The following is a 12,776-nucleotide window of genomic DNA, read 5'->3' on the forward strand; positions in this document are numbered from 1 at the left end:
AGCCCCCGGCCCGCCAATGCACTCAGGCCGCCTTGACCGTTACCTTCTGCTCGGGTTTCTGCGCCTCGGCCGATTTGGGCAGGGTCACGGTCAGGACGCCCTTGCTGAAACGCGCCTCGATCTTGTCTGCATCGACCCCGTCGGGCAGGGCAAAGGTCCGCTCGAACGATCCGAACTGGCGTTCGCGCAGATAGTAGTCGCCGGACTTCTCTTCCTTCTCGTCCCGCTTTTCGCCCCTGATGGCAATATTGCCGTTACGCATCACGACTTCGATGTTCTTTTCATCAAGGCCCGGCAGTTCCGCGGTGATCTCGAAGGCCTTGTCCTGTTCGACGATGTCGACAGCGGGCGCAGACCATTCGAAGGATCGGCCGATACTGGCGGGCGCGCCGGCAGGCGGGGCACGAAACGGCCGCAACCAGTCATTGCGATAGAAATCGTCGAAAAGCCGGTCGACTTCTTGCCGCAAGGCCTCGAAAGGCCGCCAGTTGGCCGGTTCGGCGCGAGTGGGCACTTTCCTCTCGTTTCGAATGGGAAGCTTGGTGGGAGTGTCGCTCATGGTGAATCCTCCTGATTAGGATGCGCGTCCTCCATAGCGCTCCGGACCCTGGCGCGATTTGACGACGGTCAAACCGGCCTTGCGCTCGCTGGCCCGGCGGCTAGAGCCGCCCAGAAGGTCTGCTCGACTTGCCATGAGGGTCCACCGGTTCGCCCCCAACGCTCCGCTCCTTACGCGTGCGTTCCATTGGCCTGCCGGCGGCAAGAACGTCCCGGGCGAAACTTTCATAAAATTGTCCATCGTCAAAAGTGTTGGGCGACCCATCGATACTTTTGCAGTGACTTGAAGGCGAGTGCCTGTGCTGCCAGCCGCTTCGACTGTGCAGGTAAATGCGCTTTGCTCTTGAGTGTAACTAGTCAGAAATCAGGAGTATTGAAATGAAATCGAAGTATCTTCTTGGCGGTCTGTTTGCTCTTGGGACTTTGGTTGCCCCTCTTGCAGTTCAGGCGCAGCAGTTCACCACTATTTCTCAAGTGCTGGGCGTGTGCCCTGACCTGGATCAGGCCAGGGACTGTCCGCCCGCGGCCAGTGGTTTCCTTGGCGCAAGTTCGCGGAGCGATGTCGAGATTTCTACGCTGGCACTCACTCTTGCCCAGGCGGGACAATTCCCGCGCGTGCCGATGCCAGTCTGCCTCAATACTGCTGACGGCATTCGTGTCCTGGCGCGCGGCGCCGCCAGCGCAGCAACAGCCCGGCAACTGAACGACATCGCTGACAGTCTCTGCTTGGGCGGGGGTACCGCCGCCATTCCGGCCGCTACCCCACCGGCGCCTGCCGTGTCGCTCGCCTCGGAGGGCGAGGGCGATGACAACGGCGGTAGCTCCAACGGTGGCGACTCCAACGGTGGCGACTCCAATGGCGGCGACACCAATGGTGGCGACGGCAATGGCGGTCACGGTAATGGCGGTCACGGTAATGGCGGTCACGGTAATGGTGGCCATGGCAATGGCGGTCACGGCAATGGCGGTCACGGCAATGGTGGCCATGGCAATGGTGGCCATGGCAATGGCGGTCACGGCAATGGCGGCCACGGTAATGGTGGCCATGGCAATGGCGGTCACGGCAATGGCGGTCACGGCAATGGCGGCCACGGTAATGGTGGCCATGGCAATGGCGGCGACGACAATGGCGGCCATGGCAATGGCGGCCACGGCAATGGCGGCCACGGCAATGGCGGCCACGGCAATGGCGGCCACGGCAATGGTGGCCACGGCAATGGTGGCCATGGCAATGGTGGCCATGGCAATGGCGGCCACGGCAATGGTGGCCATGGCAATGGTGGCCATGGCAATGGTGGCCATGGCAATGGCGGCCACGGCAACGGTGGCCACGGCAACGGTGGCCATGGCAATGGCGGCCATGGGAACGGCGGCCATGGCAAGGACTGACGCGACTGTGCTGGCCAAGCCAGCTCACGCCGTCAACGGGGCAGGACGAGGAGAGGGGAAACCCTCTCCCCCTCGGGAAGGCGGGGGGAAATTTCCCCCGCTTGCCTTTGGTCTGGCTGCCCTGGCCGTTCTGGCGGCTGTCCCGGCTCTGGCCGAGGACGATTACTATCCACCACGCACGGACTGGTCGAGCTACTGGGAAGGCAACCTCAACATCTCGGTTTTCGTCTTTCGGGACATCAACCGAAACGGCCTCTACGATCTCGGTGACCAGCCCATGTCAGGCATCATCGTCGATGCGGAAGGCATGGGACGGCCCATATGGGCGGTGTCCAACGGGGCGGGCTTTGCCAATTTCACCATGTCGGGCACGCAGTCGGATGCCGCGATCATGTTCGAGGGGACCTATGAATTCACCGTTCGGGTTCCGTCCCACTGGCTTGTCACGACCGGCAATGCGGTTCAGACCACCGAATTCAAGTCTCGTCCGGGTAGTCCGGCAGATCTGATTGCTGACCCCGCGCCGCACCTTGTCGGGCTCGCGCCGGAACTGCGGCTCCTTGGAACTTTTCCGGATCCCAGCACCACCGACATCGTCCTTGCCGGTCCCGATCGTGCCACGCGCCGCCTGCATGCCGATAGCGCGCATCGCTTCGCGGTTGCGGTCGAGCAGGGGGCCTGGCACAACAAGCTGGCCCCGGGGCGCGACCTCGACGTGAATACGACCCCGGTCCAGGTCGCCCAGGCCTGGTGGTCTTCGCCCGATCCGGTCGGCGCTAGCGAAAAGATCACCTTTGATGATCTGCAGAGCGAGGGTGTCCTCAAGATTCCATCGGGCTATGGCGGGCTGGGCTGGGACAATTTCGTCATGACCCACCGCAAGTTCTACGACCCGGAAGGATACCGGAACGGCGTCATGTCGGGAGAATTCCTCGCCTATAATGGGTCAGGTCATCCGGCCGCGATCAGCAGCAGCAAGCCCTTCAACTTCGTTGGCGGCTATTTCGGCGCCTCATCGCTGGAAGCCGAGGGCGAGACCCTGTTGATCACCGCATTCAAGGGCGACCAGCCCGCATATCACGAGGAGATGACACTTTCGGCACTCGGCCCGACCTATCTCGCCGCTGATTTCGACGGGATAACGCGGCTCGAATTCCGGACCGCCCATTATTGGCAGTTCACAGCGGACGATCTGACCGTGGTGCTGCCCTAGAGCGCTTTCAGCAAAAAGTGGACACCACTTTTGCGGTTCGAAAGCGTGACAAAACAAAGAGATAGAGTTCCCGTTCTGATTCAATCAGAACGGGAATGCTCTAGTCCGCAGACCCCGTATCAGTCAGGGCGTCCACACCATCGGGTCGGCACTGGAGACCGCGAGTATGCGATAGGAGACCTTGCTCAGTGGCAGCACATCGCCCACCAGATTGTCGAGCACCAGATCGTCGAGGTCGGTCTTGACGATCAGGATGGCGTGATCGATGCCCTCCCGGGTGCGAACATGCGCCAGGCGCAGGGCACTCGATGGCAGGCCGGCATTCATCAGCGCATTGCGCTTGGTCAGCACATAGTCCTCGCAGTCGCCGGCGGTCGCTCCAAGGGTCCACACATCGGGACCGGGGTCGTTTCGGGGACGGATCGAGTGATTGATCTGGCTGTTCACGCGCCGGATGCTCGCGAGCATCTCGCTGGTCAGCGCCACCTGGGACTTGCCACCGCCACGGCATTGCGCAGGTTGCTGCAGGCAGAACAGCTGGAAGCCCAGCGGTGCCGCCGATGCTGCATAGCTTGAAGTCGGGGTGGCTGAAAACGTGAAGGCAGCGAGTGCCGCCGCAAGGGAAACTTTGAAGGCGTGAGCAAACATGGGCGTGTCCCATAATGAAGCGGGACTGAGTGTGCCAACACATTTGTTAACGAATTCCTGCGCCCGCGGGCGACAGGTGATCCATGCGGGATGACCGGAGAGACGTGCTCTCCCCGACGAATAGTTGGAGCCCTCAATTCGTTAACTCGACGCTGATTCAGCGTCTAGACCAGACGGATTAGCCCGGTAACAAGTTTGTGAACGACCGGCCGCAGGGTGCTGGGGCCACCAGAATGGCCGCGAGAGTACCAGCGTGCGAGCGGGAGGGACCGAATCGGCTGGTGATCCCGGCGGGATTCGAACCCACGACCCCAGGATTAGGAATTCGGACATCGCCTCATGTTCGAGGGTTCTGAGCGGTCGGCAATTTGAAGCTAATCCGAGATAGCTTCTTGTGAATTAACGAAGATTTCTGCTGAGGCCTTGCAGCCAGGGCGAATGCCGTATTTCTTGGCGGTCGTCCCAATGTCGTCCCAATGGCCGCATTGGATCGAAAGGTCGTCCCAATGCCCACCACCATTACCGCCGCCGTAGTCGCCAAGGCCAAGGCAGACGCTCGCCCTGGCTCCAAGCGCTATGAGGTCTCCGATGCGCGTGCCAAGGGACTCGTCCTGCGAGTCGGGCCCAGTGGCGCAGTCTGGCAATTCCGGTTCGCCGTCAACGGCAAGGACACCCGACTGGCCCTTGGCGACATCGAGACGTGGACCATCGCCGAAGCCCGCGACATTGTTGGCCGAGGGCAGGCGATGTTGCGCGATCGATCCGGGATGCCCGATGCGAAGTGGATCGAGCGATTGCTGGTGCGCACCGGCAAGATCGCCGAAGCCACGATGGCACCGGCGCCCGAGAGGCCCCGCGACGTGTTCAAGTGGAGTTTCGAGCAGGGGCGGGCGGAGTTCCTGGGCGAGATGAAGCGCACGAAATCGCCGATCACTGCCGCTGACTACCGGCAGAAGATCTGCGCCGCCGAATTCGAACCATTCCTGAAGCGCCCCCTGCCGACGATCACACGTGCCGAGATGGCCGGCGTCGTCGGCAAGATCCATCGTTCTGGTCGAGAGACCCACGCTGCCAACACGGCTAGGGTGGTGTCGGCGATGTGGAGCTGGCTTGAAAAAGACCAGCAGATCGATGCGGCGGGCGTGACCCCAGGCGTCATGCGTGGACTGAAGGCCCCGGAGCGCACGCGGCGCCCATCGAAGCGCATGGTTGCCGATCCTACGCTGGAGGACCTGGGCCGCATCATCGCCATTGCGCGCAGCGGTGCCATCGATCCGATTATCGGCTGCGCCGTGGAGCTCGTCGTTTGGACGGCACAGCGACGCCGCGCCGTGGCGTCGCCTATGATTGAGGACTTCCGCGCGCTCAATGGCGACGAAGAAGGCCTTTGGTATGTCTATGCTGATGATCGGAAACGGTCGGACGGCGAAGCCCATGTCGTGCCTTTGCCGGCGTCGGCCTGGGCGTGCGTGAAGCGAGCGATGGCAATTGTTGAAGCGGCGTGGCACCGTCGCCTCGATGACGACCCGGATGCGTCAAAACCAGAATACCTGTTTCCGCAGACGCGGGCCCGTCGACGCGGGATGCCGTTGACGCATCTCGATCCGTCGACACTCACTCATGCCATGGGCTTTATGCCCGGTGTCGAGAACAGCCCCCACGACGTTCGGCGGATCTTTGGTACGTATGGCGAGCGCGTGCTCGGCTGGAGCCGGCTGTCATCGAAAATGATCCTCGATCATAGTGAAGGTGGGCTGCGGACGGATGTGACGGGCAAGCACTATAGCCTTCACGATGGGACGCACGAGAAATGGCCCATCATGCGGAAATGGGCAGCGGCCGTGGAGGAGGATGTCGCCCGGGCTGTCGAAGGCCTGGAGCCCATCGACGAGCTCAAGGGGGCGATCGCGGAGCGGCGTTACAAGGGATCGGGGCTGAGGATGCTGGCGGCGGAATAGAGAAGGGGCCCCGTGGGGCCCCTGTCGACTATCTTGCGTTGTCGTCCTCGATGATCTCCGCAATTTCCCGGTATGAGTATTCTTCTTTCTCGCCGAGGTTCCGAAACAGCACGTGCGTCTCATCGGCTGCTACGCCCTCTTGTCCGCTACCGTCCCATTCGCTCCAGTCGATGTCGTGCACCGCGGAGTTCGTATCGAAATCCGGCAGTTCGGGCTCGTCATCGATGTCGAAGTCTTCGCTCTTGAGATCTCGCGCCAGGGCCGCGAATTCGTTGATCTCGGGGAACATGCCGACGATGCTGGTGGCCTCCTTGATCTGTTTCCTCAGGGCCTCCAGCTTGAAGGGCCGTTCATCGATGTACTCGTCGGGGATGCCGTGTTCTTCGTACATGTGCAGGAGCCTTTCGAGATAGATGGGGATAGGGCGGGCGTCGCTTTCGTATTTTCGGATCATGACAGCCGTTGTGCCTGCCGTGCCCGTGTAACCGAAAGCGCGACCCAGTTGGATTGCGCTCAAGCCAAGCCGCTTGCGGATGGCCTTCATTTCATGGCCCCTCATTGGGCGCGTTCCCTTCTCTTCGTTGCCAGGTAGCGCTTGTGCGCCTCCGGCCAGCGGCTCTTGCGGAGCCGGTTGAATTCGACGCCACTCATCACGCGGGCGATACCGCCGTCGGTGCACACGAAGAAGGTCCCCATGTGCTGGTGCGATGTTGCGACGTATTCAAGACGATACAGCGAGTCCTCTTCGAGCTGCACGGTGATGCAGCCAGACTTTTTCGATCCGCTGCGCAGGTCCTGTTCCCAGCGCAGCTGGGTGCGCCGGTCATAGTCGGTGATCTCGATCACGCGCCCGGGGCCGCAGTCGCCGCCGCCGCAGACCCGACCGACGAAGACCAGATCCTGCGTGATTCTGCTCTTGCCGATATAGACGGTGGTGTCGATGACCTCGGCGGGGACCGGCGACAGATTGGCTTCGAGGGTGTTGCTATGCATGAATTTCACTCCTGGGGTGGCGCCGGTCCTGCCGGCGCCATGGTTTGATCAGGCGGCAATGGGGGTCAGATCGGCGACGGCGCGGCGCTGCATTTCCTCGATCTGCGTGGGGGTCGCGCGGTACCTGATATGCTCGATCTGCCCGGGATAGACGTTGATCTCGTAGATGCGAACCAGCACCCAGCCTTTGGTCGCCCGCCGAAGCGCCACGCCGCGACCGGTGGCCGTGAACTTGTACGCCTTGCCCGGGCCTTCGGGTTCGAAAGAGGCCTCGAAGCCGACGCGGTCGGCCAGGGGCAGGCCCGAGCGTTCGAGACGGCGCTCGGCGCGACGGGCCAGATCGACGATCTCGGCGGCGCTGTAGACGAATTTCTGGGCGCGGCCATTGCCCTCGGCGACGGCGGCGATCAGCTCTTCGCTGGGCTTCGCTGCCGGGTTCTTCAGATCGGCCTTCGCGAGGACGACGATGGTCTTGGACTTGGTCATTTTGGTTCCTATATCAGGGCGGCATGCCCCAGTTTTATGTTGCTGGCACCGCGTCTGCGCTGCCTATGCACTTAAGATGAAGTATGCAGGTGCATACGTCAATGAGAAATATGCACCTGCATACATTATGTCTAATCTGCCAATAAAATCATGCACTTGCAGCCGAGGCATTCCCGCGTCTACCGCTAGTCCACACAATCCCCGCGAGCTTTGATGAAAATGCCCCGGAAGATTCCCTCCGGACACGCAGCCCCAGCGACGCTATAACGCCCATTCTGTGACGCCGGGGCCCAGCCGTCGGTGGCGCACGTCGGGTCGACACTGCATGAGCAGACGTCCACGACGCTCAAGATATTCCTCACATGACATCGGAGAAACGTGCGGCCTCGGGGGCCGCGAAACGCGTTCACGCTGAGCGCGTGGCACATCATCAGCATATTCGCGACGGCCTGCTGCCGACCCTGGACGATCTCATCGAGGGATCGCCCTGGTTCAAGGGCAGCATCGTCGCCGACATCCAGACATGGTGCGATTCCTGGATGTCGCTCCCGGAGCCAGTTCGAGAGCCCGGCAAGCGCATCGTGAAGAACGCGACCGCGAAGTCCGGCGTCGATATCGGCCAGGCCCTCGCCGTCCTGCGGAATACTTGCACGTCGGCGGCCATCGAGCCCGTCCGGCAGTGGATGGCCGCTGCAGGATACGACGACGAATGGCGGATGCGGTGCTACCAAGCGTGTCTCGATGATCGCGGCGATCAAGACGACCGCGAAGCCGCATACGCGCTCGCTCAGCACATCGCCGAAGACACGTATTTCCGCACTGGATTCCATGACGCTTGGTCGGACGCAACGGTTCTTGGGCTGATGCTGAAGAACAAGAGCAGCATGGAGGAATATCATGCGCTCGGCGTCCACAGCATCGAGTGCGATCACCTCCTGCTTAGCGATCTGAAGCTTGCCGCTTCCGAGGCGGCCAAGGCATCGGCGCAAGTCCAGGAGCCCGTCGAGGAGATTAAGCCCGCGGCGCACACTGATGCAGAATTCCTGAGGGAACTTTACGAAGACCGCTCGGAGATCGAGAAGCAAGAAGGGCCGCCCCTCGCGCCTGGCGTCGTCGTCATCCCTGAGACGCCGATCCCTACGACCGGATGGCGGAAGGACATCTGGAAGGATTGGCAGGGCAAAGTCGGCGTGAAGCTGCCTGCCATCGCAACGGGCGACATCGCGGCTCATCGTCGATCGCTCGTCGCTCAGTGGCCGCACTCCGAGGAGATCATCGATGTCATCCTGGGCGATCTGTCGTCGCGGCAATCGATCCGCTTCCGGCCCACGCTCCTCGTCGGCGCCCCGGGCTCCGGGAAGTCGTCACTGGCCCGCGCGATCTTCGAGACTGTCGGGCTGCCGTGTGAGCTGCAGTCGTTCGCCGGCTTGCACGACGCGGCGTTGATGGGGACGTCTGCACAGTGGTCGAGCGCTCGCGAGAGCGCGCCGCTCCAGTTGATCAAGCGGGCGGGCATGTCGTCCGTCGGCATCATCTGGGATGAGCTCGAAAAGGCATCGTCAAGCCGGCACAACGGGGCACCCGCGGACGCTTTGCTGCCCATGCTCGAGGCCGACCAGGCACGAAGGTACCGCGACCTCGCGTTGGAAGTCGAGGTCGATCTCAGCATGGTCTCGCACTTCGCCACGGCGAATTCGCTCGAAGGCGTGCCTGAGCCAGTGCGCGATCGAATGCGCGTTCTCCAGATGCCGAACCCCGACTGGGAGCATTTGTATGTGCTCACGCAGCAGATCATTGGTCGTATCGCCGCCCAGCAGGGCGTCGATCGCAGGTGGTATGCGCCCCTGGCCGAGGACGAGATGGACCTCGTGCGGGACGCGTGGCAGGGGGGATCGATCAGGCAACTCACGCGCATCGTGGGGGCCATCTTGAACGGGCGCGAGCAGATCATGGGGAGGTGCTGATGGTCATCCGTGAACGCGATCGCGCGATCGCCCGCAGCTCATTCCGCGTCGCTGTCGGCATCATCGAGCGCCGGCATGCCGACGTCGCCGACATCGCCCGGGCGGCTCTTGAGCATCCGGGGCCGATCACAGTGCGCGCGCTGCTCCATGCCGGTAACGGCAAACCTTGGCAGCACATGCTCATCGAGGCTCTCGCCGAAGCGGGCATTGCCGCTGCCGAAGACGTGCTCGGCGGTGCGGATGTCGTCGAGTACGAGCTCCGGCGAGATCCTGGCGAGAGCGATGAAGACTACGAGCGCCGCCGGCATCTGCTCGGCGGCGGACGGATCGTCATCGGCGTCGACGAGCTGTCGCAAGACGAGCTTGAAGCGATCGCGAACAGCGAGATCCCGGAAGAACTGCGGTGGAGCTCAGACGATGAAGGAGATGACGAATGACTGTCGATATCATCAGTGAGACCAGGGCGCTCATCAAACGCGCGCTCCAGGGCGACCCCGCCTTGGCTTCGCTCGCCGTCGTCGGGCGGACGCCGGACACGCTCACGGCGACGATCAGCCCGGGGATTCCGCCGGGCAAAATCGGGCGGACACAATATAGTCCCGCGCCGCCGTTCTCCCGGGAAGTCCTGGTCGATCTGGCCTTGCGGGCTCAGCGCCGGCGGTGGCAGCGATATGATCCGCGAACGGCGTCGATCCCCGATCCCGTCAGGTCAGTCGTCGACGCGCGGCTGCACGACCGCCTTGGCGTTTGGCCGGAGCACCGGTCGGGCTGGTGCGATCTCATTGAAGCCGCTGTCGACATGATCGAGGAGACCGGCGGCGACCCGCGGACGAGCCAAATCAAGGAAAAATTCGGGGACTTACGTTGGTACACGCACGGACTGGAGGGCGTCGTCGGCGGCCAGATCGTCGACGCGGCCGAGCACCTGAGCGCGTGCCTGTGCGAGAAATGCGGCGCCTTGGGTCGGACACTCAAAGACAGCGGCTGGTATCGGATGCGTTGTGGGAGCCACGAGTATGAGTAGTGCGCGGCTCAAGCTCTGGATCGTCTCGGATCTTCACATGGACAGCTTGTACTGGGTTCCCAATCGGGTTCCGCAGCACGATGTCATGATCATCGCCGGCGACGTCGATAAGTCCGCCGGCGAAACGGAGCAGACGCTGCTGATGTTGGCGCGCTTGTCCCCGACGCCGCTCATCTTTGTGCCCGGCAATCATGACGTCCATGACGCCGCGATCAATGCCTGGGATCGTGGAAATGAAGACCTGCTGGCTCGCGGCATTCACATCCTGTCGTCGGGCCAAGCCGCCGTCATCAGCGGCATCCGCTTCGTCGGCGCGACGCTCTGGACGGATTTCGAACTTGTCGGCGATCGCTATGCGAGCGAAGCCTGGGCCGCGCAGCATATGCCGGAATACCAGCATGTCTGGAAGCCAGACGGCAGCGACACGATCTGGCCGGAGGACACTCGCGCCGCGCACATGCAGCACCGCGCCACGATCGAGGCCGTGCTGTCGACGCCGCATCCGGGCCCGACGGTCGTCGTCACGCATCATGCGCCGTCTCCGAAATCGATCCGGGGCCGAACGCCCGGCGTGGCCGACGCGTCTTTTGCGAGCGATCTCGAAGGGACGATCGAGCGATATCGGCCGGAATTGTGGGTGCACGGACATTTGCACAGGGCGTCGGACTATATGGTCGGCGACACAAGGGTGGTGTGCAATCCAAGGGGGTATGAAGGGGACGATTGGTATGAGGAGACGGGGTGGACGGAGGATCTGGTGGTGGAGATCTGAGCCGCCTAGGTCGGCAATAAGGCCGATATCTTTTCGACCATATCCTGCCTTGAGGCATCGATATCCCCAGAGATGTCGAGACGATAGTGGTGGAATTTGGTGCCAGTGGAAATGGCGCCAACGTAATTCATGCCCGCCTGGGCAGCTGACAAGGCAGGTGAAATCCAGAACGCCACAGGTGCTTCCAACGAAACTGCATGACTGATGACTTGGTAGCGGTCAGATTCATCGATTTTCGGCTTGTATTTTACCTCGCCGATGCCCAACACCTTCTTGTCGCGACGCATAATAGCGTCAGGCTTTATCGGAAATACCTTGTTGTCTCTGAAGAGAGGACGCTGGTGCTTTTTCTTGTTCCCATCGACCACCGAGATATGGGCTTCTCGGAGGCCGTCGCGGAGCGTGTTCCGGACAAAGCTCTCGAAGATGTCGTCGAGCGAGAACAGGAAAGACGGCATCTCACTGCCTTGGGCATCGTAGCCGAAACCCACCTGGGTGTAGCCGAGCAGCATGGCATAAACCGTCAAGGCACCGCGGTAATGGTCGCGAATCCACCTTGGCACTCCTTCGGCGAGGACTTGCTCGCCGAACCGCATCGGCGCTGCTGGTACTCGGTATAGGGCGTTGAGCGCCTCGAGAAACAGCCTTCGCTCGATCGACCACTTCTGGTCCCGAGGGATCAACCGCAGAAAGTCCATGCAGGCAGACTTGAGCACGGCGTTTACTGGCAGATTGGCGGAGAACGCAAACACGGCGCCGGCTACGTTGAGTTCGTCGCCTCGAGCGAGGTGACGAGCGACGGTCGTGCCGAACTCTACCTTGGGCTTGAAGAAGCCGGTGTACGGCTCCCGGTAGTAGCCACGCGCCAGTCCTAAATCGACGATGAGACGAAGGTAGTGGCAGAAGCCGCGGGCGAGCATGTGGTGCGGGGGCGACGCATTGGTCCGTTCGTAGGATCGGAGAATTGGTAGCACTCGATCGTAGTTCTCGTCGGCCAGGGCGAGCATGCGCCAAAGATTGTTGACGGGAAACTTGGGCCTGAGATTCAGAACGATCTCGCTTGTGAGCGGCAGGTAGGCAGCTGAGAGTACTGACTGTGGCTGACGTTTCAGCTCTAGCTCTTCGGCATCACTTCGTAGCCGCGCAGACGGCTGAAGGGATCGTGACTACATCGATTTGACATCGATCTCGTGTTTGATTTGTAGCCGCGAAGGCGGCTGATAGGATGGTGATGGCGTCGATATGCTCGTGCGTCACGTGTAGCCGCTCAGGCGGCCGGTAGGAAAGTGACAGCGCCGATTATTTGGCGTGTCATCTGTAGCCGCGTAGGCGGCCGGTTTTTTGATGATGGTGTAGATTGCTCGTGCTTAGTGTTTGCTGCACGGGTGGAATAGTTCGGGGCTCCAGCTTGGCTGGGGCCCTTGCTCTATACCGATGGCGATGATGAGCAGGCATCTTGAACGCCGCTGGGGCAGGGGTGGAGGTACTTCTTTCTCATTGACATGAGCCCGTCAAGTTATGCCGCTCTTCCAGAGACCGAGCACAAGTAGTGGCCGCTCAACGCGTTGAGGTAATGGCTTCCACCTTCCGCTAAGCGCCCCACAGCGGTCATTCAGACCGCGTTTGCGACGTCCCGATAGCTGCCATTCCGACCCAGATCATGTCGATGCCGGATTGGCTGAGCAGACCTGCCATGACGTGGTCGTACGCTGTGAGCATCGCGATCCGCTTCCTGGCATCGCGTAATACCTGTATGTCGCGCATGGTCAGG

Annotated in this window: 14 protein-coding genes; 6 read left to right on the forward strand and 8 right to left on the reverse strand. The window is 61.8% G+C overall.

What is annotated here, in order from left to right; translation table 11 throughout:
• Window positions 1–22: 22 nt before the first annotated feature.
• Window positions 23–559, reverse strand: coding sequence for an Hsp20/alpha crystallin family protein (locus K1X15_RS07190; protein WP_220306805.1), 537 nt, complete (start codon window positions 557–559; stop codon window positions 23–25).
• Between the two features lie 356 nt (window positions 560–915).
• Complete coding sequence (locus K1X15_RS07195) at window positions 916–1,935, reverse strand: hypothetical protein (protein WP_220306806.1); 1,020 nt, start codon at window positions 1,933–1,935, stop codon at window positions 916–918.
• On the opposite strand from K1X15_RS07195, the gene K1X15_RS07200 reads away from it, so the two are divergent.
• Window positions 1,934–3,160, forward strand: coding sequence for a hypothetical protein (locus K1X15_RS07200; protein ID WP_220306807.1), 1,227 nt, complete (start codon window positions 1,934–1,936; stop codon window positions 3,158–3,160). The two genes, K1X15_RS07195 and K1X15_RS07200, sit on opposite strands and share 2 nt — an antisense overlap.
• Window positions 3,161–3,283: 123 nt before the next feature.
• Here K1X15_RS07200 and K1X15_RS07205 read toward each other — a convergent pair whose 3' ends face one another.
• Entirely contained in the window at window positions 3,284–3,808 is a 525-nt protein-coding gene (locus K1X15_RS07205) for a transglutaminase-like cysteine peptidase (protein WP_220306808.1), read from the reverse strand.
• A gap of 506 nt (window positions 3,809–4,314) precedes the next feature.
• Here K1X15_RS07205 and K1X15_RS07210 point away from each other — a divergent pair.
• A complete protein-coding gene (locus K1X15_RS07210; RefSeq protein ID WP_220306809.1) occupies window positions 4,315–5,766 on the forward strand; it encodes an integrase family protein in 1,452 nt (483 codons plus the stop codon).
• 28 nt (window positions 5,767–5,794) lie between these two features.
• Here the strand turns inward: K1X15_RS07210 and K1X15_RS07215 are convergent, their stop codons facing one another.
• The 3 genes from K1X15_RS07215 to K1X15_RS07225 are packed head-to-tail and all read right to left on the reverse strand — an operon-like array spanning window position 5,795 to window position 7,245.
• Window positions 5,795–6,310 (reverse strand): helix-turn-helix domain-containing protein, encoded by a 516-nt coding sequence (locus tag K1X15_RS07215; RefSeq protein ID WP_220306810.1) that lies wholly within the window; start codon window positions 6,308–6,310, stop codon window positions 5,795–5,797.
• 11 nt (window positions 6,311–6,321) lie between these two features.
• The gene (locus K1X15_RS07220) at window positions 6,322–6,759 is read right to left on the reverse strand and encodes a hypothetical protein (protein WP_220306811.1); all 438 of its coding nucleotides are present in this window, start codon (window positions 6,757–6,759) and stop codon (window positions 6,322–6,324) included.
• Between the two features lie 48 nt (window positions 6,760–6,807).
• Window positions 6,808–7,245: a hypothetical protein gene (locus tag K1X15_RS07225; RefSeq protein WP_220306812.1), complete on the reverse strand. Its 438-nt coding sequence runs from the start codon at window positions 7,243–7,245 to the stop codon at window positions 6,808–6,810.
• A 362-nt stretch (window positions 7,246–7,607) separates the two neighbouring features.
• Here K1X15_RS07225 and K1X15_RS07230 point away from each other — a divergent pair, with 362 nt between their 5' ends.
• The 4 genes from K1X15_RS07230 to K1X15_RS07245 are packed head-to-tail and all read left to right on the forward strand — an operon-like array spanning window position 7,608 to window position 11,005.
• On the forward strand, window positions 7,608–9,209 hold the full coding sequence (locus K1X15_RS07230) for an AAA family ATPase (protein WP_220306813.1): 1,602 nt from the start codon (window positions 7,608–7,610) through the stop codon (window positions 9,207–9,209).
• The gene (locus K1X15_RS07235; protein WP_220306814.1) at window positions 9,209–9,646 is read left to right on the forward strand and encodes a hypothetical protein; all 438 of its coding nucleotides are present in this window, start codon (window positions 9,209–9,211) and stop codon (window positions 9,644–9,646) included. The genes K1X15_RS07230 and K1X15_RS07235 overlap by 1 nt, the downstream gene beginning before the upstream one ends.
• Window positions 9,643–10,233 carry a hypothetical protein gene (locus K1X15_RS07240; RefSeq protein ID WP_220306815.1) on the forward strand — a complete coding sequence of 197 codons (591 nt, stop codon included), beginning with the start codon at window positions 9,643–9,645 and terminating at the stop codon, window positions 10,231–10,233. The genes K1X15_RS07235 and K1X15_RS07240 overlap by 4 nt, the downstream gene beginning before the upstream one ends.
• On the forward strand, window positions 10,226–11,005 hold the full coding sequence (locus K1X15_RS07245) for a metallophosphoesterase (RefSeq protein WP_220306816.1): 780 nt from the start codon (window positions 10,226–10,228) through the stop codon (window positions 11,003–11,005). The genes K1X15_RS07240 and K1X15_RS07245 overlap by 8 nt, the downstream gene beginning before the upstream one ends.
• Window positions 11,006–11,010: 5 nt before the next feature.
• Here K1X15_RS07245 and K1X15_RS07250 read toward each other — a convergent pair whose 3' ends face one another.
• Both K1X15_RS07250 and K1X15_RS21585 read right to left on the reverse strand, forming a co-directional pair.
• On the reverse strand, window positions 11,011–12,012 hold the full coding sequence (locus K1X15_RS07250) for a 5-methylcytosine restriction system specificity protein McrC (protein WP_220306817.1): 1,002 nt from the start codon (window positions 12,010–12,012) through the stop codon (window positions 11,011–11,013).
• Between the two features lie 601 nt (window positions 12,013–12,613).
• A complete protein-coding gene (locus K1X15_RS21585; RefSeq protein ID WP_082903549.1) occupies window positions 12,614–12,769 on the reverse strand; it encodes a 3-methyl-2-oxobutanoate hydroxymethyltransferase in 156 nt (51 codons plus the stop codon).
• Window positions 12,770–12,776: the final 7 nt, after the last annotated feature.

It is taken from the genome of Devosia salina (assembly GCF_019504385.1).
Classification (GTDB): Bacteria; Pseudomonadota; Alphaproteobacteria; order Rhizobiales; family Devosiaceae; genus Devosia; species Devosia salina.